This window comes from Acinetobacter bereziniae (assembly GCF_016576965.1).
Lineage (GTDB): Bacteria > Pseudomonadota > Gammaproteobacteria > Pseudomonadales > Moraxellaceae > Acinetobacter > Acinetobacter bereziniae.
Window position 1 is genome coordinate 1,320,655 of sequence record NZ_CP066119.1, and the last position, 23,702, is coordinate 1,344,356.

Annotated in this window: 18 protein-coding genes and 1 pseudogene; 9 read left to right on the top strand and 10 right to left on the bottom strand. The window is 36.8% G+C overall.

The features are described from left to right. The 5 genes from I9192_RS06045 (at position 1) to I9192_RS06065 (ending at position 8,366) form a co-directional block, all read left to right on the top strand. Positions 1-2,424, top strand: coding sequence for a glucose/quinate/shikimate family membrane-bound PQQ-dependent dehydrogenase (locus I9192_RS06045; protein WP_005030547.1), 2,424 nt, complete (start codon positions 1-3; stop codon positions 2,422-2,424). 848 nt (positions 2,425-3,272) lie between these two features. Then, positions 3,273-3,878: a fimbrial protein gene (locus tag I9192_RS06050; protein ID WP_005030545.1), complete on the top strand. Its 606-nt coding sequence runs from the start codon at positions 3,273-3,275 to the stop codon at positions 3,876-3,878. A 33-nt stretch (positions 3,879-3,911) separates the two neighbouring features. Continuing rightward, positions 3,912-4,622 carry a fimbrial biogenesis chaperone gene (locus tag I9192_RS06055; RefSeq protein WP_005030542.1) on the top strand — a complete coding sequence of 237 codons (711 nt, stop codon included), beginning with the start codon at positions 3,912-3,914 and terminating at the stop codon, positions 4,620-4,622. Between the two features lie 27 nt (positions 4,623-4,649). After that, complete coding sequence (locus I9192_RS06060; protein WP_010591321.1) at positions 4,650-7,205, top strand: fimbria/pilus outer membrane usher protein; 2,556 nt, start codon at positions 4,650-4,652, stop codon at positions 7,203-7,205. Between the two features lie 3 nt (positions 7,206-7,208). Further along, complete coding sequence (locus tag I9192_RS06065) at positions 7,209-8,366, top strand: fimbrial protein (protein ID WP_199946651.1); 1,158 nt, start codon at positions 7,209-7,211, stop codon at positions 8,364-8,366. Positions 8,367-8,619: 253 nt separating this feature from the next. On the opposite strand, the gene I9192_RS06070 is transcribed toward I9192_RS06065, so the two are convergent. The 3 genes from I9192_RS06070 to I9192_RS06080 all read right to left on the bottom strand — a co-directional run bounded on the left by I9192_RS06070 (position 8,620) and on the right by I9192_RS06080 (position 10,987). Next, the gene (locus tag I9192_RS06070; RefSeq protein ID WP_005030533.1) at positions 8,620-9,519 is read right to left on the bottom strand and encodes a LysR family transcriptional regulator; all 900 of its coding nucleotides are present in this window, start codon (positions 9,517-9,519) and stop codon (positions 8,620-8,622) included. 153 nt (positions 9,520-9,672) lie between these two features. Next, a complete protein-coding gene (locus I9192_RS06075; protein WP_004828645.1) occupies positions 9,673-9,996 on the bottom strand; it encodes a hypothetical protein in 324 nt (107 codons plus the stop codon). A 97-nt stretch (positions 9,997-10,093) separates the two neighbouring features. Then, positions 10,094-10,987: a LysR family transcriptional regulator gene (locus I9192_RS06080; RefSeq protein ID WP_100884711.1), complete on the bottom strand. Its 894-nt coding sequence runs from the start codon at positions 10,985-10,987 to the stop codon at positions 10,094-10,096. A 598-nt stretch (positions 10,988-11,585) separates the two neighbouring features. On the opposite strand from I9192_RS06080, the gene I9192_RS06085 reads away from it, so the two are divergent. Further along, on the top strand, positions 11,586-11,804 hold the full coding sequence (locus tag I9192_RS06085) for a heavy-metal-associated domain-containing protein (protein ID WP_227561647.1): 219 nt from the start codon (positions 11,586-11,588) through the stop codon (positions 11,802-11,804). Between the two features lie 60 nt (positions 11,805-11,864). On the opposite strand, the pseudogene I9192_RS06090 reads toward I9192_RS06085, so the two are convergent. From I9192_RS06090 to I9192_RS06110, 5 genes and pseudogenes are all read right to left on the bottom strand, one after another. Next, positions 11,865-12,552: pseudogene (locus I9192_RS06090) on the bottom strand (IS982 family transposase). Between the two features lie 142 nt (positions 12,553-12,694). Continuing rightward, a complete protein-coding gene (cueR, locus tag I9192_RS06095) occupies positions 12,695-13,156 on the bottom strand; it encodes a Cu(I)-responsive transcriptional regulator (protein ID WP_005030526.1) in 462 nt (153 codons plus the stop codon). 17 nt (positions 13,157-13,173) lie between these two features. Beyond that, a complete protein-coding gene (locus I9192_RS06100; protein WP_200150212.1) occupies positions 13,174-15,654 on the bottom strand; it encodes a heavy metal translocating P-type ATPase in 2,481 nt (826 codons plus the stop codon). A gap of 648 nt (positions 15,655-16,302) precedes the next feature. Continuing rightward, positions 16,303-17,184, bottom strand: coding sequence for a copper resistance D family protein (locus I9192_RS06105; protein ID WP_058971354.1), 882 nt, complete (start codon positions 17,182-17,184; stop codon positions 16,303-16,305). A 62-nt stretch (positions 17,185-17,246) separates the two neighbouring features. After that, entirely contained in the window at positions 17,247-17,618 is a 372-nt protein-coding gene (locus I9192_RS06110; protein ID WP_009586473.1) for a copper resistance CopC family protein, read from the bottom strand. Positions 17,619-17,886: 268 nt separating this feature from the next. On the opposite strand from I9192_RS06110, the gene I9192_RS06115 reads away from it, so the two are divergent. Then, positions 17,887-20,256, top strand: a complete 2,370-nt coding sequence (locus tag I9192_RS06115) for a heavy metal translocating P-type ATPase (RefSeq protein WP_200150213.1) — start codon at positions 17,887-17,889, stop codon at positions 20,254-20,256. A gap of 302 nt (positions 20,257-20,558) precedes the next feature. On the opposite strand, the gene I9192_RS06120 is transcribed toward I9192_RS06115, so the two are convergent. Beyond that, on the bottom strand, positions 20,559-21,935 hold the full coding sequence (locus tag I9192_RS06120) for a heavy metal sensor histidine kinase (RefSeq protein WP_200150214.1): 1,377 nt from the start codon (positions 21,933-21,935) through the stop codon (positions 20,559-20,561). Then, positions 21,928-22,608: a heavy metal response regulator transcription factor gene (locus tag I9192_RS06125; RefSeq protein WP_004828666.1), complete on the bottom strand. Its 681-nt coding sequence runs from the start codon at positions 22,606-22,608 to the stop codon at positions 21,928-21,930. Before I9192_RS06125 ends, I9192_RS06120 begins: the two co-directional genes overlap by 8 nt. A gap of 154 nt (positions 22,609-22,762) precedes the next feature. Here I9192_RS06125 and I9192_RS06130 point away from each other — a divergent pair, with 154 nt between their 5' ends. Together I9192_RS06130 and hfq are read left to right on the top strand one after the other, a co-directional pair. Beyond that, the gene (locus tag I9192_RS06130) at positions 22,763-23,029 is read left to right on the top strand and encodes a hypothetical protein (protein WP_200150215.1); all 267 of its coding nucleotides are present in this window, start codon (positions 22,763-22,765) and stop codon (positions 23,027-23,029) included. A 153-nt stretch (positions 23,030-23,182) separates the two neighbouring features. Further along, positions 23,183-23,524 carry an RNA chaperone Hfq gene (hfq, locus tag I9192_RS06135; RefSeq protein WP_005030511.1) on the top strand — a complete coding sequence of 114 codons (342 nt, stop codon included), beginning with the start codon at positions 23,183-23,185 and terminating at the stop codon, positions 23,522-23,524. Positions 23,525-23,702 lie beyond the last annotated feature (178 nt).

Genomic DNA, 23,702 nt, shown 5'->3' on the forward strand with positions numbered 1-23,702 from the left:
ATGTCTGAATCTTCGAACTCACATACTATACTGAAAATATGGTGTTTTATTTTAGCATTGGCTTTATTACTCACAGGACTGTTTTTTACAGTGGGTGGGATAAAACTGGTGACCTTGGGGGGATCATGGTATTTCGTGATCTCTGGCGTACTCACCTTAGCTTCTGCGATTTTCATTTTTAAGAAAAAAGTGATCGGTGTCGGCTTATTTAGTCTGGTTTTTATCGGTACATTGATTTGGGCTTTGATTGACGCAGGTTGGGAGTTTTGGCCTTTATTCTCAAGACTGATGTTTCCAGCAGGCTTATTTGCAGCATTGATGTTTAGTTTACCAGCCATTCGCCGTTATCAAGCTCAACCGAGCATGAGTCTACCTGCTTATGGCTTGGGTGTTGTGACTGTTGTTGGGATGCTGATTGGACTTTATCAGATGTTCCAACCACATCCAACGGTTGCTGCAACGGGGCAGGCATTGCCATTGGTTCCTGTTAAAACAGACATGAAACAAACCAACTGGCAACATTATGGGCAGGATGCAGGGGGAAGCCGTTTCGCTGCATTGGATCAAATCACTCGAGATAATGTACATCAGTTAAAAGAAGCATGGCGTTTCCGTACAGGTGATTTTACTACAGGTACAGGCAATGGTGCTGAAGATCAAATGACCCCATTGCAAGTCGGCAATAAGATCTACTTATGTACACCGCACAATAACATTTTTGCCTTAGAAGCAGATTCAGGAAAACAACTTTGGAAAGCTGAAGTGAATTCTAAGTCTGATGCGTGGGAACGTTGCCGTGGTGTGGCTTATTTTGATTCAACCCAAGCATTGGTTCAGCCAACTTTGGCAGGTGCTACGCCTGTTCAAGCTGTGGCAAACAATACCTCATGTTTGCGTCGTGTTTATACTAACACACCTGATGGTCGCTTAATCGCAGTCAATGCGGATACAGGTGAACGCTGTAAAGATTTCGGGGTGGATGGTACTGTAGACTTACTCAAAGGTTTGGGTGAGGGAACCACTGCACCACGATTTGAAGTAACCTCAGCACCAACCATCGCAGGTACAGTGATTGTTGTGGGAAGTCGAATTGCGGATAACTTTGCAGCAGATATGCCCGGTGGTGTGATCCGCGCTTATGATGTGATTACAGGGCAATTGCGTTGGGCTTTTGATCCACGTAATCCAGATCCAAACCATGTGTTAAAAGAAGGTGAAACTTATAAACGCAGTTCAGCAAACTCATGGGCTGCGATGTCTTATGACCCGCAAATGAATACGGTATTCTTGCCGATGGGCAGTTCTTCTGTGGATGTTTGGGGTGGCAATCGCCAACCGTTGGACCATAAATACAATTCATCTGTCTTGGCTTTGGATGCGACTACGGGCAAGGAAAAGTGGGTTTATCAAACTGTTCATAATGACTTATGGGATTTTGATTTACCGATGCAACCGAGTTTGGTCGATTTCCCAATGAAAGATGGTTCGAATAAACCTGCTGTGGTGATTGGAACGAAATCCGGTCAGTTTTTTGTCTTGGATCGTTTGACGGGGCAACCTTTAACCAAGGTGATTGAGCAAGCTGTCAAGCCAGCAGATATTCAAGGTGAACAATATAGTCCGACACAACCTCGCTCTGTTGAAATGCCGCAGATTGGTAATCAAACCATTACTGAATCGGATATGTGGGGCGCTACACCATTTGATCAATTGATGTGTCGTATCAACTTTAAATCAATGCGTTATGAAGGCTTATATACTGCACCGGGTAAAGATAAATCGTTAAGTTTCCCAGGCTCTCTCGGTGGTATGAACTGGGGCAGTATTGCTTTCGATCCAAGTCATCAATATATGTTTGTCAATGACATGCGCTTAGGTTTATGGATTCAGTTGATTGAACAAACACCTGAAGATTTGGCTAAACAGGCAAATGGTGGTGAGAAGGTCAATACTGGGATGGGTGCAGTACCGATGAAAGGTACGCCGTATAAAGTCAATAAAGATCGTTTCTGGTCGAAGTTGAATATTCCATGCCAAAAACCGCCTTATGGCACCATGACTGCGATTGATATGAAAACTCGTCAAATTGCATGGCAAGTACCAATGGGAACAGTAGAAGATACTGGACCGATGGGGATTAAGATGGGGCTGAAAGCACCGATTGGAATGCCAACCATTGGTGGTCCAATGGCAACGCAAGGTGGTTTGGTATTCTTTGCTGCAACGCAAGATTACTACCTACGCGCTTTGGACTCATCTTCTGGTAAAGAGCTTTGGAAAGCACGCTTACCTGTGGGTAGCCAAGGCACACCGATCAGCTATGTATCTCCGAAAACAGGCAAACAATATGTCATGATCACAGCAGGTGGAGCGCGTCAATCACCTGATCATGGTGACTATGTGATTGCATATAGTTTGAAATAAGTCTTTATTTTAAACACTAGCAAAAACTGCAATCCTAAGTGATTGCAGTTTTTTTATGAGTTTTCCTAAATAGCTTGGATCATTAACAAATAATGAATAAGACTTTAATCTTTTTCATTATATTTAAAAATTTAATAAAATCATGAATTTATAATTATTTTTTGAATCAGGATGCTAGATCTATTTTAATCTAGAATGTGATTTAGGTTTTAATTTTTTCCTTAAATTTTAGTTAAACTTACTGTTTGAATGATTACAGAAATGTCATTAAATTAAATAGATCAATAATTTATTTTTTTAAATTGGTAATTAATTAAGGTAAAAGTAAATAATGGTTATGTTAATAAAATTATAATATTTAGTTGTTTTTAAAATATAATTGTATTTTTAAATTTTTATTAATAATTTAGTTTAAGTTAAAATAAAAATAAATTAATTAGCTTAACTAAAATATTATAATCTCTTCATCATTCGTCAATTATAAAAATATTTTCTTGATTGCTTAAATTTAAATCAAATAGATTTTTTAAAAATTTAACAGCGGAAAGTTGTTTGTATTTTATTGTATTATATAAATAAAATAAATAAATGATAAAAAGTAATGTATTAGTATGACAATAAATCAATCAAAAAAAATGTGACAGATGTATCATTTGAATCAGAGTGAAGTTCCTGATTTATTTTTGAACTATTGTTATTTTTTTTATAACAAGGTAGTTTTAAATAAATAGTAACTAGATTCACAAATTTGGAATTATTAATTAAGTGAACCTTACTGTTAATAAATATAGGTGAACAAAATAATAATTCAGTACTATTTTTTATTAAAATCCAATGAGGTTTATTGCATGAAAAGTTTATCTTTATCGACAGTAAGTGCGTTAGTTTTAGGTTTAGCATGTACACATACTTTTGCTGTAGACGGCACAATCACTGTCAATGGTGTAGTGACTGATAGCACATGTACATTAACTGGGTCAGGTCCAGGCACTGCTGGCTCTAAAAATATTATCGTGACTCTAGATACAGTTCCAACTTCTACTTTTACAACAGCAAACCAATCTGCTGCAACGAAAAGCTTTGACCTACAACTTAAAAATGGTGCAGGTACAGGTGGCTGTGATGCGGCAACAAATAAAGCACTTAAAGGTTTGTTTTTAGAAACAGCGGCGGCTGCGGATTATGATGCAACAGAAAAAACAGCTTTAGTAAACAAGTCAACAGATGCTTCATCTGCTAAGCCAGTATTTATTCAAATTTTAACTGATGCAGATACACCTGTAGATTACTCACAAGCTTGGGGTACACAAGCAAAAAGTGCGATCACAGGGCTTGCAGCAGATGGTACTGGCACTGCAACCATGACTTATAAAGCACGCTACTTCACTAAAACTGGTTCTGTAGATGCGCAGAATGTGACAGCAACTGTAAATTATACATTGCAATATAACTAATCTGTGTTTGCTTAAATTGTGAAGGGGAATATTATGCGTTATCTACAAGCTGCTATATGTGTATTCTTAACCATGCCACTTGCTTATGCTGGGGTGTCTATAGATGGTACACGTATAATTTTCCCTGCTCAGTCTAAAAGTGTAAATGTCCAACTCAGAAACATATATGACACACCTGCATTGGTACAAGCTTGGATTGATAATGGCGATCCAAAGAAAACCCCTCAGGCAGAAGAAGTCCCATTCGTACTTAATCCACCTTTAGTTCGCATTGAGCCAAATAAAGGGCAAATTATTCGAATTATTCCTTTAGACGCCTCAAAATTAGCAAAAGATCGAGAGTCGATTTATTGGTTCAATATTTTAGATATTCCACCGAGTGACCCGAATTTAGCTGATAAAAATCATTTGTCATTTACGGTACGGACACGCGTTAAATTATTTTATCGTCCAACACAGTTGGCAATGAAAGCCGATCATGCACAACAAAGCCTTCAATTTAAACTAGATCGTTCTGCAAATAGTTTGACCATTAGTAATCCAACACCGTATTACATTACGGTCTTACAAGTAGAAAGTGGAAAAAATCATGCTTTTAACTCCGGCGAAGATGCCATCATGTTAGAGCCTTTTAGCAGTCGTAATTTAAAAAATTTTATCCCCGATCTCACAACAACAAAAATATCCTATGAAATTGTCAATGATCTAGGCGCAGTACAAACATTCGAAGCCGTCATGCAGTAATAAAACACTAATAATGGATCGTTTAGCATGCTAAATTTTAAAAAAAGCGAGCTCTGCTTAATGCTGTTGTCTGCGATTGCTTTGCAGGTGTCAGCTGAAGAAAATCAACAAAATTTGCTCGCACAAGACAATCAACATTTGATTGCTCAAGACAATACTCAATTGGTTGCGCAAAATAATGCTTTAGTGACTTTTAATTCTGCATCTTTATTTGGCAATGACCGTAATGTTTCTTTAGCCAATTTTGAAGTTAAAAACTTTGTTGCGCCTGGTAAATATTTAGTTGAGTTGTCGGTCAATAAGCAAGTGATCGGTAATCAGGAAGTCCGCTTTGATCATTTGGATGGGCAACGTTCGGCTGTGCTTTGTGTAGATACGAATTTATTAAATCAATTTGATTTAATACCAGCGTTTCGTAAAAGTTTAACTGAAATGCCATGTCGAACCATTAAACAAGTCAATGCTGATGCCTATTATGACTTTGATTTGTCTCAATTAAAACTGAATGTTTCCATTCCTCAAGCAATACGAGTCGAACGTCCAGAAGGATATATTGATCCAGCATTATTTAATCAAGGGGTAAATTCAAGTTTTATTGGTTATGCGTTTAACTATAACCGTGATGAAGATCGAGAAAGCAAATACTTGGGTTTAAATGGGGGATTAAATATTGCGGGTTGGTACTACCGACATGCAGGTGCATTTGAGTCTGAAAACTCAGGTTTGGGGCACTATTATTCTGATCAAAACGTGTTATATCGCGATATGACCCGATTAAAATCACGTTTGAGTTTAGGGCAATTCAATACCACAACTTATCGTTTGGATAATTTACCCATTGTAGGTGCGCAATTGGCGTCTGATCAGGAAATGTTACCGTGGTCAGCTCGGCAGTATGCCCCTGTAATTGAAAATTTTGCCAATACCAATGCATTAGTCAGAATTTATCAAAGTGGTCAAAAAATTTATGAGCGTACCGTACCTGCTGGCGCATTTCGTATTACTGATTTAAATACGGCAACTTCAGGAGATTTAACCGTTGAAATTACTGAAACAGGCGGTGAAAGAAGAAGCTTTAATGTTCCGATGCAAAGCAATTATGATTTAGTGCGTCAAGGTCGTTATAACTACAGTGTTGCGGGTGGTCGTTATCGCACACGTCATGAAACAACCCATGATAAATTGTTTCAAGGCAGTTTTAATTACGGGATCAATAATGCCTTGACCATTGGTGCAGGTGCAAATTTTAGTGATGACTATGCCAGTGGCTTGCTGGCAATATCTACTAATACACTACTTGGTGGCGTAACCGCTTCTATAGAACATACTGAATCTGAACTATATCGTAAGGATTATCGTGGGCAAAAATACAGTCTGAATTATCGTTATGATTGGCTAGCTCAAAATCTAAATTTTTATGCAGATTATTCGGCTTATGACCGTGAATATATGAGCATTTCCTCACATTTGTATCAGCGTAATTTGGCTGATTTAACTGATCGTGAGTATGATGACTTTTTGTATAATTATAATCTAAAACAAAATATGGGCATCAGTGTTTCCAAGTCATTCCCAAATACACGTCTCGGTAATTTTAATTTAGCAGTTCGTAAAAATAACTATTGGGATGACAGCCAAGATTATTATCAATATAACCTGAGTTATGGCAATACATGGAACAGAATAAGTTATAACCTTGGCTTATCACGTACCGACTATTCAGATCATGCGCGTAAACGAGGCGATGCTATTTATTTTTCCATGACCGTTCCACTCGATTGGCGCAAGAAAAATATGTCACTCAATGCCAGTGTTCAGCATGACCAAGATTCAAATACCACTTCAAATGTCAGTCTATCAGGCGTTTTGGGTGCGCATAATGAATTGAACTTTGGTGCAGGGGTGATTAATAATCAGCACGATACCTTATTTAATGGCAACATTAATTATTTATTGCCTGCCGTGAATCTAGGTGCAACCCTTTCAACCAATCAAAACAACACCCAGTATTCTTTATCCGCACAAGGTGCTGTTGTTGCCCATCGTTTTGGGATTACCCCAGTCAATACGTTGCCTGACACTTACACTATTGTGCATGCGGAAGAGGGGATGGGCGCTGTTGTTTCAAATGCTTGGGGGGTAAAAGTTGATCGCTTTGGAAATGCGATTTATCCATACAACACACCATACAGTAAAAATTTAATCACGCTTGACCCTGCTGATTTGCCTGCAAATGTGACTTTGGAATCTAACCAAACTGAAGTGATTCCACGTAGATATAGTTCACAACTTACTGAATTTAAAGCCAATAAATCAAGTAATATTTTACTGCGTATTCGTTACGCTTTAGATTCACAAATTGCGATGGGCAGTCAATTAAAGGATGAACAGGGCAATGTATTGGGTATTGTGGGTGCATCTAGCCAAGTGATCGTAGATAAACAAGAGGCATTATTGCATGATACATCTGTAGTTTGGGGAGCTGAAGCCAATCAACAGTGTAAGATTGAACCGATATCTAAGTCATTGTTAACACAGAAAAATACAGAAAATTTCAATATTATCAATGTGGAGTGTAAATAGATCATGAAGAAGTTATTTTGGTTATCAGCTCCATTTATATTGATATTTTCTCAATCCGGGTTGGCAGCAGTTGCAAATTGTACAACATATAATTCTGTGACTTTCAATCGTGTGAGTGGGACAATCAATAGTTTTCCATATAATCAAACATTCAATGATACTAATTCAGCACCATCAGTTAAAAATTGCTCTAATCCTGTAGCAATTCGTTCTAGTTTTAGAGCTACGACGGGGAATACTGATTTAGTAGGGATTAGCCCTTTTGGTGTAGGACCTACCATAACGATAACTGGTTCGAGTGCTAATCCGGTAACGCTTGCTGCGGCTAAAATTTGGTTGACGAGTAATGTTCAAATATCTTTTTCTTTACAGGACAATAATAATAGCCCTCCAATGGTTCAAAATATAATTGCATTGAATACAGATTATAATATTTTACCCAATACGGGTTTAGGTACGCCTGTATTGATTGGTGGTGAAGCATATTTTAGAGGTGCAACTAATTCAGGAACTAATTCAGCAGATGTGAGAAATCCAGTATTTAATTTAAAGTTATTGTCTATAACTAAACCTTCAGCAGCAATAATCGATGCTTTAAATAATGCAACAGTCAGAATTCATCTAGGAACAATTAATTATAAATATGATGATTATAATGGTTCGACGATTATGCCCAGTGGTACGCCAAAAGTGGGAGCAACAGAAATATATGTAGACGTTAAAATGAACTTTGTGCTACCTACGTGTACTATGCTCAATCAAGTGGTGAATTTGGCACCTGTGCCGACGGCAACATTGAATAGTAATCAAACAGCCAATGAACAAGCTTTTAATGTCAATATTAATTGTACCGCAGCAATGCCAAATAAAGTTCTATTGGCAACGATCACTGACAGCTATACGCCAAGCAATATAAATAACAACGGAATTTTAAAAAATTCACCGAGTTTAGCAAATCGCAGTAATGTCGATGTGCAGTTAAGAGACAGTACCGATGTGCCATTGGCGATTGGGGCACAAAGCCCTTTTTATTCGATTCCTGTTGGTTCAACTGCAACGACATTTATGAAAACATTAAAAGCACGATATTACCGGACTTTAGCAACAGCAACACCAGGTTATGTTCAAACTCAGGCAACTGTTTCATTGGATTATCAATAATTAAAATAAAGAATAAGAATCTGCAATTTTTAATTTTTTAAAAAAACCTTATATCCCAATTAGATACAAGGTTTTTTTTTATTTAAATATACTTTTATAGACTAGATTTTTGTATAGATCAAGAATTGATAATGGATTTTAAATTAGAATGATATCGGGAGTTCCTTCTCTCCTTTGGAAAAGTTTGGGCGAGGGTTTTTATGTTGAATTATGGATCTAATGGAGATTGATAAAACAGCCTATTCTTTTTGATTTACACTAACTCTTTGTCGCTGTTTACAAAGCCAAATTTATGCAACAGGTTTTGTTGAGTTTGTTGCATTTCTTTAATCAGCCAATCTCTAAAAATCACTTTTCTGTTGTCTTCTTCGATTGAAGAGGATGCCAATAGGTAATAGGCTGAATCATCAAAGTGGAGATACTTTTCAACTTGAAAGAAATCGTGATCAAGTTCATGTTCAATCATAAAGCCAGAAACAATTGTTTGTCCTAAACCGGATAAACATGCCTCAATACATAAATAAAAGTGATCAAGCTCAATGGTGTTTAATTTTGAGATTTCAGGATATTCTTTCGCTAGGTAATTTTTAAACTTTGGACGTGATGTACTTAATAACAAATTTGTAGCACTTTGTTGATTGGAATTCACCATAAACATAAATTCGTCAATAATTTTGGTACTGAAAATATGATCACCCCAAGCAAAATCATTTCTTCGAATGGCAAGATCAATATCTTGATTTTGAAAATCTAGAGGTCCACCACCAGTTAAAAGGGTGATTCCAAAACCAAGATTTAATTCATTAAATCTGACCATACGAGGAATTAGCCATTTCATCGAAATCGTGGGTTCACAGGAGATGATTAAATTATCGTTCTTATATTTTTGTTGTTTGATACTGATTACACAATGATCTAATTGATTAAAAACATGTTGACAGCAATCTAAAAGCACTCTACCTTCTGCGGTTAAAATTAATGATTTATTTTTTCTTTCAAATAAAGCAACATTCAGTAAATCTTCTAAATTTTTAATTTGTCGACTTACTGCACTTTGGGTAACATAAAGCCTTTCTGCTGCAATGGTTACACTTCCCTCAATCGCCACATAATAAAAAAACTTTAATGAATTAAGTGATAATCTTTCTATCATGTTAAAAGCTCGTGTAATCCATACATAGAATTAGTTGATTTACTTGATCACCTGAATCAAGTATTAGTATTTTATTTTAATAGATATTAAAAGTTTTTGTAATGTGTCGCAATGCATTTAGTCGTAAAGATTCGTAAAAATCATCTATTTTATTTAATTTTTATCATGTTTACAGGCACACTTTCCATACATGTGATATAAAAATAAAGCAGGAGAATTTGTTAGATAGACCTCGTTTTGGTCAATAAAGTAGGTTTGATTCTTGTTTTGATCTAATACAGTTAGAAATTTATTTTGCCGATCAATCACAATGCCATGAGTCGTTGTTTTAATATATTCAAAGTTTTTATCAAGATGCCCCGTATTAAAAAAAACGGAGTCACCAATTTTAATTCGCCATTTTGAAATATCTTTGAGTAGACCACAATGTTTGCAAGTCCACTTCTTGGTTTTAAATGAAATATTGGGTTTAAGCATTTAGTTTCTCCTTTTGATTATTTTCTCATATCTAAATTTTTTATTTAATTGAGTAAATTTTTATGATTTTTATGATTTTATTGAATGATGAATCTCATTAATTAAATGCTTTTTTTTGATAATAAAACTTTTCTAAATTTAACTGTGTCTTATTTATCTCCTCAATTAACCAGTTTTTGAAAACAACTTTGCGATAATCCTCTTCTAAAGGCGATGCTGACAGTAAATAGTAGGAAGAGCCATCTTGAAATGGTTCTGTTATTGATTCTAAGTTACCGTTATTTAAGTATTTTTCTATCATGTATCCAGACACAATCGTTGAACCTAAACCAGATAAGCATGCTTCGATACAGAGATAAAAATGATCAAGCTCTTTATAGTTCAGCTGGGTGATCTTATCTCTAATATGATTGATCTTTAATAAAGTCCCCCAGAACTTCTGTCTTGATGATGATATTAGAATGTTATTATTACTTTTGGTTGAATTTTTAACAAAGAACATGGTTTCATCCATGAGTTTGATGCTATAAATATGCTCTTTCCAATTAATATCGTCCCTGCGTATGGCGATATCTGTATTATTGAAATTTATAGATCTATCATTTGTAGTAATCTTTAAATCAAAACCACTGTTTAATTCATTAAAGTTTTTTAGCCTAGGAATTAACCATTTCATACATAATGTGGATTCACAAGAAACCACCAATTCTTTGATATTTTCTTTTTTATTGTCTAGTCGAATAAGACATTTATCGATCTCATGAAAAATACCTTGACAACAATTTAAAAGTAACAACCCTTCATTGGTTAAATCTAACGTTTTTCCTTTTCTGATGAAAAGAGCTGTATTCAAATCATCTTCTAAGTTTTTTATTTGTCGACTAACCGCACCTTGTGTAACGAAAAGCTTTTCTGAGGCAATTGTCACACTTTCATACATCGCTACATAATAAAAAAACTTAAATGAGTTTAGTGAAATCCTTTTAACCATTTAAGACCTTGCTCTATATTTTTGGGTTTGAGGTTATATTTATATGAATAAACAAGATTAGTTTATATAGTGAAGTTATTCTTAGCAATCTTATTAATTTGATGATTTATCAAGTGTATGATTGAGAAAATGTAATACCTTTTTTTTATAGCGATAAAATTGATTTTTATTGTTTTACTTTAAATTTTGCATTACAAAAAGTCATATTTTTTATTAATTATAAGTAATGCATGTTCTTTTGCTTAAGTTGTTTTGTTAGATATGTTAATGAGTTTTTTTGTATGTTGGTCGTTTTAAGGTTTTTATGATAAAAATTTTGATTATTGTTGATTTTTTAAGTAAATTTTTTGATATTGCGTGATTTTGTTTGAGTAAACATTTTTATTTAAGTACTGATTTTTAATTTAAAAAATTATTTAAATTTTTATTTATACACAATGCATCATTAAAAGGATAAAGATGTATTAAATATGAACAAGCTTTAAAGATAAATAAATGCATTTAATTAAAGTCATTCATCCTGATTATTTTAAAATTACAATGATCGTTAAAGAAATGATTTCAAACACTTGACCTTACAATAATGGCAACTTTTATCATGAGTTTACGATTAATTAAGGAGCCAAATATGGAATTCCATGTTGAAAATATGACCTGTGGTGCGTGCGTGCGCCGTATAGCAAAAGCGATTCAAACATTAGACGAGGACGCAGAAATTATCGCGGATACACCGAACCGTCATTTGAAAGTCAGTACAATCGTGACTGAAGAAGATGTAAGAGGGATGCTCGTTGAAATTGGCTATCCGGCACGATAAAATCTGAGGCATAAAAAAGCTACTCTGGTCAGTAGCTTTTTTTATATTTATTCACATAAACTAAAAATAACGTGAATTCGGCTTAAAGGATTTTAATTTAAGAGGAGCTAAAATCTGTTGAATTTCTGAGTTATCGTCTTTTACAAGTAGTAAGGCGTACAACATTAAAGCTGAAAATATCGTGGTTAGCAGTCCTATTTTTGATCGATGTCGTGTATGTTCAAGATCAAATTGACTTTTCATTAAATTAAATGGTGATTCAATAATGCCTCGCTTTCTTAATACCGCACGATCAAGTGGGTCTAAAGCTTGTGGCTTCATATTTCTTTTAATTCGTGTGATGAGTTGAACACCCATCTCAGCAAGACGAACTTTCCAATTTTCGCCAATATAACCACGATCACCAAACAGTTTCCCCTTTAGTTTTGATGACTGAACTAAATCAGGTAAAACTTTACGATCATCCACGTTACCTGTTGTAATACAATAAGAAACGAATTGTCCAACTTGGTCACAAATTAAATGTAATTTAAAGCTATAAAACCAATCTACTGAACTTTTTTCTCGACTGGCACTATCAGTTAATACACGATGTTGATTTATTCTTTTGTTACGGCATACAGCAAGTTTAGTAGAGTCAATGAAGGCGATTCCAACGGATGATACTTTTGAACGCTCAATTTGTTTTGCTATGAGTGAACATATATTGCTTAATATCATCGGAAATATCTGAACAAAAATCATCAATTAAGCAAAAAAGTCATATAAGCTGTATATCGATATAGGCATTTGAGTATATTCAATTTTTTTGTAGTGATTAAATTGTGACTCAAATGCCTATTCTTTAACAATTTTCTTATTCCGGATTCGGGTTAAAAATAGATGAAGATTTAAGCTTTGGATGTGCCAAGTGGTGACAGGGATAAAGTATCGTTATGGTGATGCACATCTCTTATTTCGAGATCTGTTGTCTGCAATCCATCAAGAATAGGGCAGTCTGGTCGATGGTCGCCAGCACAACAATTGATTAAATTCTGTAAAGTCTCCGTCATTTTCTGCAATTCAAAAATCCGCAATTCCAGTTTTTCAATATGAGATTGTGCTAATTTTTTAACATCTGCACTTTGTCTTTTTTTATCATTCCATAAATCGAGAAGATCGGTAATTTCACTGACTGAAAAACCCAATGTTCTTGATTTTCTAATAAATTTTAAGCGCTCTACATCTTGAGCACTGTATGAACGATAACCTGAATTATTGCGTCCGACAGCGGGAATTAAACCAATTTGTTCATAGTAGCGAATCATTTTGGCAGATATACCGACAGCTTTAGACAGTTTTCCAATGTTCATCTGAGTCTCCTTGGATGTTATTGTGCAGTCAACGTCGGGTTAAACCGACGTAAACGTAAAGCATTTCCTAAAACGAATACACTTGATAATGCCATTGCACCTGCAGCAAATATGGGGGATAAAAGAATACCGTAAGCAGGATAAAGCAGCCCTGCCGCAACGGGGATTAACAGAACGTTGTAAGCAAATGCCCAGAATAGATTTTGATGAATATTACCAATGGTTGCTTTGGACAATGCAATCGCATTGGCAACACCCTGTAAGTTTCCAGACATCAATACGACATCTGCGGATTCGATCGCAACATCTGTTCCTGTACCAATTGCAAGACCAACATCTGCTTCCGCCAAAGCAGGTGCATCATTGATACCATCTCCAACAAAAGCGATGTTGCCATGTTGTGCTTTTAGCTGTTTTATCGCGTCTACTTTTCCTTCGGGTAGGACTTCTGCGATCACTTGATCAATACCTAATTTTCTCGCGATGGCTTGTGCTGTACGCGCGTTGTCACCTGTGATCATCGCGACTTCGAGACCCAATTGGTGTAAGGCTTTAATTGCACTTGGTGTGGTGGATTTAATTGGATCAGCAACGGCAATAATACTGGCTAACTCGTGATCAATCGCAACATAAAGTGGAGATTTTCCCTCATCTCCTAAACGTTGTGCGGTATTTGCAAATGGTGAAATATCCACATTTAACTGAAGCATGTAACGATCTGCACCGACATGAATCGTATGCCCATCCATCGTTGCTAAAACGCCCATACCAGTGACAGAGTCAAAACTATCCACACGAGAGAGTTTAAGATTTTGCCGTTTTGCTGCATCGACGATTGCTTGCGCGATCGGATGTTCGGAACGCGACTCTACAGCTGCGACCAAACTTAAAACATGTTCATATTTGAAGTTTTGAGTGACCTCAAAATCCGTTAATACGGGACGACCTTCTGTTAAAGTTCCAGTTTTATCTACAGCAACAATTTTAGAGTCTTTAAGCAGTTGTAATGCTTCACCTTTGCGGAACAACACGCCTAATTCAGCACCGCGTCCTGTACCCACCATAATTGATGTTGGTGTTGCTAAACCCATGGCACAAGGGCATGCGATAATCAAGACAGCCACAGCATTGACCAAAGCAAAAGTTAAGGCTGGTGATGGACCAAAAATAAGCCAGATTAAAAAAGTGAGTGTCGCTGCCAACATTACGGCAGGAACAAACCATAATGTGACTTTATCAACCACAGCTTGAATCGGCATTTTAGAGCCTTGTGCTTGTTCAACTAAGCGAATAATTTGAGCAAGCATGGTTTCACCGCCAACAGCAACAGCAGTAAAGGTCAAAGTACCATTTTGATTAATAGTACCCCCGACAACATCACTTTCAACCTTTTTCTCAACAGGAATAGGTTCTCCAGTAATCATGGATTCATCAACGAAACTTTGCCCATCCACCACCTTGCCATCGACTGGAATTCGTTCACCTGGCTTCACAATGATAAAGTCACCTACAACTACTTCATCTATAGGAATATCGACGACTTGATTGTTACGCGATACATGTGCGATTTTTGCTTGTAAACTGACTAAGCGTTGTATGGCTTCGGAAGTTCTTCCTTTTGCTTTTGCTTCGAGAAAACGACCAAGTAAAATCAAGGCAACGATAACAGCTGCCGCTTCATAATAAACGTTGACGGTGCCAGCGGGTAAAATCTGCGGTGCAAATGTGGCAACAAGAGAAAAAAGATAGGCCGCTAATGTACCTACAGCCACCAGTGAATTCATGTCTGGCGCAAAGCGAAACAGAGCAGGAAAACCATGTGCATAAAATCTACGACCTGGGATAATCAGTACTAACGTGGTCAGAAAAAATTGTAGGTACCAACTATTTTGTATACCGATGGTTTGTGCAATCCAGTGATGCAGACTAGGGAAGATATGCGAACCCATTTCTAGTATAAAAACTGGGAGAGCAAGAACTGTTGCTAACGTTAAATCTCTTTTTAATTCACTTCGTTCTTTATCTTTTTTCTCAAGATGCTGTGTTTGATTAGGAACTGCATTTTGGATTTGTTTGGCATCATAGCCGGCTCGATCTATGGCGGCAATGAGTGCATCGACGCTGGCATGACCACTGACAGTTGCGCGCTCAGTCGCTAAATTCACAACCGCTTCTTTTACGCCATCAACTGCTTTTAATGCTTTTTCAACACGACTTACGCAGGAAGCGCAGGTCATTCCATCGATGGAGAATTCAATTTTTTCATCGATAACATCATAACCAACTTGTTCAACAGCTTGAATGAGCTGTTGACGTTGTATTGGTTTATCGAGTGAAATATCTGCGCGCTCTGTTGCTAAGTTTACGACAGCATCTTTTACACCATCCACTTTTTTAAGCGCAGTTTCTACACGACCCACACAACTGGCACATGTCATCCCCTCGATTTGTAAGTTCATTTTTAAATCAGAATCAGTACTATATGGAGAATTTGCCATCATTTATACCTTACTATTTTCTTGAATGATTTAATCCTAAACTCTTCCATCATGGGAAGGTCAAGCGAAATATAATCAATCTGTAGTAAAACTCATATCGTAAAATAGAATTTCTCTTGATCAATAAAATGAATGAGATGAATCTATTGTTTAAAAATATTTAGCTTTCGTTGCCATGCTTTACATCTAAAGTTTGAATAACGTTGTATAGATGATGTCTCACTTTGCCTAAATCATTTTTTTGTTTAACCGCATTCTTATGCTGCAAACAAATCAGAGTTTGTTTTTGCTCATACACTCCCACTCAACATGACGATATCCATCTCGCATCACGATAGAATGCCCATCCATGCTTGCAAAAATAAATGAATCACTGAAGCATCTAACAACTTGTATAAAAACAGAAAGTTTATTGAATATGCATGATCGAAATAAAATTACTTATGTGAATCATCAGACGATTTGACTATTGTGTAAGATGTATCCTTAAAAATATAAGCCAAACAAGCTGATACTTTATTTAATATTTGGATGGGCTTTACAAAGAAGTAAGACTGAAGATGAGGCAATACAGTCTAAGAACAGTAAGTCTTGCATTTTGAAATAAGTAAGGCAAAAAGGATGACAGGGTCAGTCCGTATAGGGCACTCATTCAATCCCGACGACTGTTGTAATATATGCCGTGGTAAACAGAATCATTAACCCAATCGACATTTCAAACAAAATGGCATAACCCAGATATCGTCCAAATTGAGGTTTGTGCAGTTGCGGCGTAAAAAACCATTTGTTAAATGCAGCGAGAAGCAATATACAACCAACAAACAAGATTTTGAGTATAAATCCATAGCCATAAGGGGTGCTGGTCAAGGTATCAATATCTTTAAATAAAAGCACCGCAACACTTGCACCACAAACAATTAAGATGCCCACAATAAATCCAGCAATCTGCCCAAATAAATGTGTACGGTCTTTCAAAGCAAGCCCTTCCAATTGACGGGTAGCTTTGAATAATGGATATAAAGCACCCATCCAAACGGAAATGAATAGTACATGAACTGTCAGTAGAATTTGAGCAAAAAAAGGTAAGTTTGCTGCATGCCCAGTTTGAGAAAAACTATAGGCAAGCGGTAGCAAGAATAGCCCAAATAAAAATCGTTCAAACATAGACGTCTGTGTGGTTTTTTGAGTGAACTTGATGAACAATAAAAGCAGAAGAACGAGAAAAATAAGGATACGTCCAATCAACATTTGACCAGTAACTGTATTCAAGAGGATCTGGATATACGTCGTATTGAATATTCCAGCAAACCCTGAATCTGCAAAACTACCGACCAGAATGAAAAAACCAGCAATGCTAGAGATCAGCCCTAAACCTGCTCCAAAGCACATATATTGAAGAATGCTTTTTTTCAGTGAGATGAAACGATTAAATAACAAGTAACAAAATGCGCCACCTGTAATAAATGCCATGCTTAAATACAAAGTGACTTTGCTCAGCCAAGTTAATCCAATCCAATATTCAGAAATCATGATTTTCCCAAATCAATACGGTGCTAGAAATCTGCTGGTGTTTCATTGACGATTCAAATATTTTATTGGAGCGTGAAACTATACTCACCACTCATGTTATGCCCATCTTTGCCCATGGTTGTCCATGTCACAGTGTATTTTCCTTTTTTAAGATTTGGAACTGGAACATTAAAGGATTTTTTAAGGTCATGATTCACTTTATAGTTCAGGGAAATATTTTTTTGTTGAGCATCTATTAACTTAATGTTCATCAACATGACCTCTTCTCCAAAATTGAGAGTGAGGTTTTTAGGTTGATCCGTCACAGTTGCATTCATGGCTGGAACTGCGCTGAGTAATTTTACATGAGCAAGTGCGCTGGTTGCTGTGAAAAGCAGCGTAATACCAAGAAATATGCTGGATACTGTCGAGATTTTCTTTTGAAAAAAGCGCATATGAAACTTCCTATTAATAAGATAATGGTTAAGCAACCGTATCACCTCAGTCTCTACGATTGCTTAACTATTCAATTATTCAATATCCAAACATACAATAGTATGACTTTAAAATTACATTTCTGTTGTTTAGTAAAATTAAATAATGTGCGATGATAAATTGTCGGCTTGAACACTATTGAAGCCAACAACGTGTAGAAAGGAACATCTGTCACAACAATCGAAGTATTAAATTAAAGAGCATGTGAAAAAAATCACGGAGAGAAATATGGAACACGAACAAAAAGTGCAAACTATAGAAAACTCTATGAAAGACCCTGTTTGTAATATGAATGTAGATATAAAAAATGCGCTTCAGCATGATTTTGAAGGGAAAACGTATTATTTCTGCAGTGAGAAATGCCAATCAAAATTTAGCGCAGCTCCACATTTATACATCTCCAGCAATAAGGAAATACAACATCCAGTAGGACATGAAAAGGCAAGTCATTCACACCATTCTGCTCAGCCAAGTGAGAAGGATCAATCTCTTCAAAACTCCGCGACAATTTATGTATGTCCGATGCATCCTGAGGTTCGACAAGATCATCCAGGAAATTGTCCTAAATGTGGTATGACCTTAGAACCAGAATTGCCCACTTTAGAAAATGAAGATCATTCTGAATTAGAGGATTTTCAAAAGCGTTTTTGGTGGACCTTACCAATCACCATTATTGTTGTTTTTCTTGCTATGTTTGGTCATCAAGTGAACTGGTTTAAGATGTCGACGCAAAGTTGGATTGAGTTGGTTTTAACCTTACCTATCGTGTTTTGGGCAGGTCGCCCATTTTTTATTCGTTGTTGGCAGTCCGTTGTAAACCGAAATCCAAATATGTGGACATTAATTGGTTTAGGAACAGGTGCTGCATTTGTCTATAGTGTAGTTGCAACAATAGCTCCTCAGGTTTTTCCTGACTCTTTCGTTTCCATGGGGCGTGTATCGGTCTATTTTGAGGCAACTGCCGCAATCATTACACTGACTTTATTAGGACAGGTTTTAGAATTAAAAGCCCGTTCCCAAACTTCAGCCGCGATTAAATCATTACTTGGTCTTGCCCCTAAAACAGCAAGAAAAATCAATGCTGATGGAACTGAAGAAGATGTTGAACTGAGTTCTGTACACGTTGGAGATGTATTAAGAGTTAGACCGGGTGAAAAAGTACCCGTTGATGGCGTTATTGTAGAGGGACAAAGCTCTATCGATGAATCTATGCTGACTGGTGAACCTTTACCTGTCAATAAAAAAATTGGAGATCAAGTGATTGGAGCGACTTTAAATACAAGTGGCTCATTGATTATACGTTCAGAAAAAGTGGGTTCTGCGACCATGCTTTCCCAAATTGTGCAGTTGGTTTCGCAAGCTCAGCGATCAAAGGCACCGATGCAACGTATGGCAGATCAAGTTGCAGGAAAATTTGTCATGGTTGTGATTGGCGTATCGATTGCTACTTTCATCGGATGGGGGATTTTCGGACCTGATCCAAGTTGGGTATATGGTTTAATCAATGCTGTTGCTGTTTTAATTATTGCTTGTCCATGTGCTCTGGGCTTGGCGACGCCCATGTCCATTATGGTATCAACTGGAAATGGGGCGACAAAGGGCGTGCTGTTTCGCGATGCTGCTGCAATTGAAAATTTACGTAAAGTCGATACCTTAATTATTGATAAAACAGGGACGCTCACTGAAGGGAAGCCGAGATTTGATCGTGTTATTGCCACAGAAGGTGTTTCAAGTGATGATGTATTACGTTTGGCTGCAAGTTTAGATCAAGGAAGTGAGCATCCTTTAGCCGAAGCCATAGTACACGCTGCCCGTGAACGAAATATTGAATTAACTACACCTGAATCTTTTGACTCTGACTCTGGTATCGGGGTGATGGGCAAAGTAGAAGGTTTGAGCTTAGCGCTTGGTAATACTGCTTTAATGCAACAGTTGGATGTTTCTGTTGATGTTTTAGTGTCTCAAGCAGAGAAATTAAGATCTGAAGGCGCTAGTGTTATGTATTTGGCAGCTGATGGGCATCTGTTGGGGTTACTGGCAGTTTCTGATCCCATAAAAAGCAGCACGCCGGAAGCGATCGAAATTTTAAAGAAAGATGGCGTGATGATCGTAATGGCAACAGGCGATGGTATGACCACAGCTCGTGCAGTGGGGGTAAAACTGGGAATAGACCAAGTTTATGGCGAAGTTAAACCCTCAGATAAACTTGATTTGGTCAGTAAATTACAAAGTGAGGGGCGCATTGTTGCAATGGCAGGAGATGGCATTAATGATGCACCAGCCTTAGCAAAAGCTGATGTTGGCATTGCGATGGGAACAGGTACTGATGTTGCAATGAATAGCGCTCAAGTCACTTTGGTTAAGGGTGATCTTAGAGGAATTGGGACTGCGCGCGCACTTTCTGAAGCAACTGTCCAAAATATGAAGCAAAATTTGATGTTTGCTTTTCTTTATAATGCTTTGGGAATACCTATTGCCGCAGGAGCGCTTTATTTCTTTACAGGTTGGTTGTTGTCTCCAATGATCGCTGCGCTTGCAATGAGTTTGAGTTCTGCTTCCGTGATCGCAAATGCATTACGTTTACGGCTAAGTGCATAAAAAGTTCATATTCTGAGAGGTTGTTAAAACGTGTGCTGTAAAAAACCGTACTTGGTTTTTACCCTATTGAGCGAGGGAAACTTATACCCTCGCTCAACATGGCGACATCTATGTCGCCTCACGATAGAAAGACCACTTATGATTCAAAAATAAATCTCTAAAAGTGTCTAATCATTTTTATAAAAGCATAAAGTTTATTGAATATGAATAATTGAAATCGAATCACTTGTATGAAGAATCAAATGGATTGACGATCTTTACCTATTGATTTGCAACTGTGATTGAAATACTTGGTCAAAGTATTAATTCTTAAAAATAATCGAAAAAATCACCAGCCCATCTCTAGATTCTGCATAAATCAGTGCGTTGTGCATATCCAATATTGACTTGGTGATTGCCAGACCAAGCCCTGTGCCATCTTCAACTCTTTGACGAGATGCATCAGTCCGATAAAAGCGGTCAAATACACGTGATAATTGTTCTGAAGTGAGGGCAGGACCTTCATTTTCTATCGAAAATAAAGTATTTTCTGTTTGTTGTTGAAATTTAACACGAATGACTGAATTTGCTTTTCCATATTTAATCGCATTGGAAAATAAATTGCTCAAAGCACGACGTAACATGGTTGGATCGGCATTGACTTTACCTGAACCAGATTGTTCAAAACGGATATTTTTTTCCGCAGCTAGTGCATCATAAAACTCAAATAATGCTTCGATTTCTGTAGCTAAATCAATCTGTTCAACTTTGGCTAAAGTTAAACCATTTTCTGCTTTTGCTAAAAACAACATATCCGAGACGATTCTTGCCAGATGTTCAAACTCTTCTAAATTGGAAAATAAAACTTCTTTATAGGCATCTATATCACGGCTACGAGACAGACAAACTTGTGTTTGTGTCATTAAGTTATTGATCGGAGTGCGGATTTCATGGGCTAAATCTGATGAAAAGTCTGAGAGCTTTTCCAGCGCAAATTCCAAACGATCGAGCATTTCATTAAATGCAATGGTCAAAGGTTTTAATTCCAAAGGAGTATTTTTAAGTTCTAAACGAACAGAAAGATGTTGTGCGGAAATACTTTCTGCGACTTTCGCCATTCTTTGCACAGGACGTAAGCCACGCCATGCGGCGTACCAACCTAAAAACATCAAACACAGTGTACCAATTAAACCGATATAAAACAGTTGGCGCTTAAACTCGTTTAAAAAGATTAAATGCTCGGAGGTGTCGATACCCACTAGAATTTGGGTAGATTGAATAATATTATTGCTTTTAATATTTTTTTTATAAATAAATCCACGATAGGTTTTATCTTGTACTTTCCATTCAATCCACGGATAGTGCTGAGATTTGGTGTTTTTCTGTGTGGCAATAATGGCATTGGTTGAACTAAAAATAATCTTACCTGTTGGTCGTTCAACTTGAACAATCAGATTATCATGCCCAATGAGTGCATCATTTAATGAGATGGACAGCTCAAACGAGTCGGTGGGGTTTTGCGCTAATAGGCTATGAATGAGTTGGATTTTTCCATCAAGTAACTTTTGGTCTTCTTTCTCAAAGTGCCGTGTGACGCCTTTATGGATGACCAATCCCATTGTCATTAGAATAGTAATGGTAGAAAAAGAAAAAATAATGGCAATTCTAAAACTTAAAGCATTAAACAGACGATTACTCATCTTCTACCTCAAGCACATAGCCCATTCCGCGAACATTTTGAATCAGTTTTGGCATAAAATCTTGATCGACTTTATTTCTCAAACGTTTAATTGCAACTTCAACCACATTGGTGTCACTGTCAAAGTTCATGTCCCAAACTTGCGATGCGATGAGTGCTCGAGGAAGAATTTCTCCGCGTCTGCGCATAAATAATTCCATCAGTGCAAATTCTTTTGCAGTGAGATCAATACGTTGTCCTGCGCGGGTAACACGACGTTTTCTTAAATCTAGCTCAAGATCTGCAATCCGAATTAAGTTACTGTCTTCTCTTTGTTGTCCACGACGAAGCAGACTTTTAATACGTGCTAATAATTCTGCAAAGGCAAAAGGTTTAACCAAATAATCATCTGCACCTAGATCCAGTCCTTTAACTCGGTCTTCAATTTGATCACGTGCGGTTAAAAACAAAATAGGCATGGTTTTTCCGCTTTTACGGACATCATGAATGATATGCCAACCATCTAGCTCTGGCAGCATGACATCTAAGATAATAAGGTCATATTCTTCGTAAAGCGCTTGATGTCTGCCCATGCGTCCATCTGTGACCCAATCAGTCATATAACCAGCTTCAGATAAACCTTGTTTGAGATAATCACCAGTTTTTTGTTCATCTTCGACCAATAAAATTCTCATTGTAATTTCCTCAAGTGTCTATCTCATTCGGTGTCATCATAACGTTATAAAAGCAAACATGCCCATGAATGACATAAATGTCATTTTCATGTCATCTTGAAGTTTGAGTCACTGTCTTATTGTAGAGCGAATCAAAGCCAACTTGGGTGACAAAATGCAAAAAATATTCAGTAAAAGTGTAATGGTATTCATGTGTATAGGTGCATTAATCGGCAGTACACAAACTTGGGCACATGGTGATGAACATAAAACAGCTGACGGTAAAACTACAGTAAAAAAACAGGAGAAGTGTAAAGAGCCTTGTAAACCAACCAAGGAAAGTAAAACTCAAAAAAATGATCATTCACAACATCAGCATGGAAACTCGACTGATATGTCGAAAATGGATCATTCAAAGATGTCAAATAAAACTTCTAAATAATCCAATGAAAATCGGGATGCAACACTGAGACATGAGTAGGAGCTTACACGCTATGGTCTAGTTTTGAACAACATAATGTGTGGGCTTCATGGATGAATAGTTTTAACAACTTAGTCGAGTCTGCTCCCTATTTTAAATTTTGGAGTTGAAAAAATGTCAAAAAATCAAAGTTTACAAGATCCTTTTTTGAATGCACTTCGAAAAGAACATATCCCTGTTTATATTTTCTTAGTCAATGGAATTAAACTACAAGGACATATTGAGTCTTTTGACCCTTATGTTGTTTTGCTAAAAAATACTATGGGGCAAATTCAGATCATATATAAACACTCGATTTCTACAGTATTTCCAACACGTAATCCACGTCCTAATATTGGCGTTTATCTGTCTCAATTCGGTACTCGATATGGTTTTGGTCGTCCAGATGAGTTAGGGGATGAAACTCAATATGAAGCGTTTTCGCAAAATGAAATGAATGCTCATAGTCAGGAATAATGAGCGAGAATGATGTTATTCCCTGTAGAGTTTTCATATTGACCATGTTCAATGATTTAAAGTACTTAAGATATTTCTAAACTATTCAGGGAATTTAAACTTAAAAAAAGACCCACAGTGAATGTGGGTCGATAGAGGTAGGGCAAAATCATAACAACCAGATCATAGCCAGTTCAAA

Coding starts and splice junctions, on each gene's coding strand:
- I9192_RS06085 (WP_227561647.1), top strand. CDS start 11,586: ATGAGTTTACGATTAATTAAGGAGCCAAATATGGAATTCCATGTTGAA.
- I9192_RS06115 (WP_200150213.1), top strand. CDS start 17,887: ATGGAACACGAACAAAAAGTGCAAACTATAGAAAACTCTATGAAAGAC.
- I9192_RS06050 (WP_005030545.1), top strand. CDS start 3,273: ATGAAAAGTTTATCTTTATCGACAGTAAGTGCGTTAGTTTTAGGTTTA.
- I9192_RS06065 (WP_199946651.1), top strand. CDS start 7,209: ATGAAGAAGTTATTTTGGTTATCAGCTCCATTTATATTGATATTTTCT.
- I9192_RS06120 (WP_200150214.1), bottom strand. CDS start 21,935: ATGAGTAATCGTCTGTTTAATGCTTTAAGTTTTAGAATTGCCATTATT.
- I9192_RS06075 (WP_004828645.1), bottom strand. CDS start 9,996: ATGCTTAAACCCAATATTTCATTTAAAACCAAGAAGTGGACTTGCAAA.
- I9192_RS06080 (WP_100884711.1), bottom strand. CDS start 10,987: ATGGTTAAAAGGATTTCACTAAACTCATTTAAGTTTTTTTATTATGTA.
- I9192_RS06045 (WP_005030547.1), top strand. CDS start 1: ATGTCTGAATCTTCGAACTCACATACTATACTGAAAATATGGTGTTTT.
- I9192_RS06125 (WP_004828666.1), bottom strand. CDS start 22,608: ATGAGAATTTTATTGGTCGAAGATGAACAAAAAACTGGTGATTATCTC.
- I9192_RS06055 (WP_005030542.1), top strand. CDS start 3,912: ATGCGTTATCTACAAGCTGCTATATGTGTATTCTTAACCATGCCACTT.
- I9192_RS06060 (WP_010591321.1), top strand. CDS start 4,650: ATGCTAAATTTTAAAAAAAGCGAGCTCTGCTTAATGCTGTTGTCTGCG.
- I9192_RS06105 (WP_058971354.1), bottom strand. CDS start 17,184: ATGATTTCTGAATATTGGATTGGATTAACTTGGCTGAGCAAAGTCACT.
- I9192_RS06130 (WP_200150215.1), top strand. CDS start 22,763: ATGCAAAAAATATTCAGTAAAAGTGTAATGGTATTCATGTGTATAGGT.
- hfq (WP_005030511.1), top strand. CDS start 23,183: ATGTCAAAAAATCAAAGTTTACAAGATCCTTTTTTGAATGCACTTCGA.
- I9192_RS06110 (WP_009586473.1), bottom strand. CDS start 17,618: ATGCGCTTTTTTCAAAAGAAAATCTCGACAGTATCCAGCATATTTCTT.
- I9192_RS06070 (WP_005030533.1), bottom strand. CDS start 9,519: ATGATAGAAAGATTATCACTTAATTCATTAAAGTTTTTTTATTATGTG.
- cueR (WP_005030526.1), bottom strand. CDS start 13,156: ATGAACATTGGAAAACTGTCTAAAGCTGTCGGTATATCTGCCAAAATG.
- I9192_RS06100 (WP_200150212.1), bottom strand. CDS start 15,654: ATGGCAAATTCTCCATATAGTACTGATTCTGATTTAAAAATGAACTTA.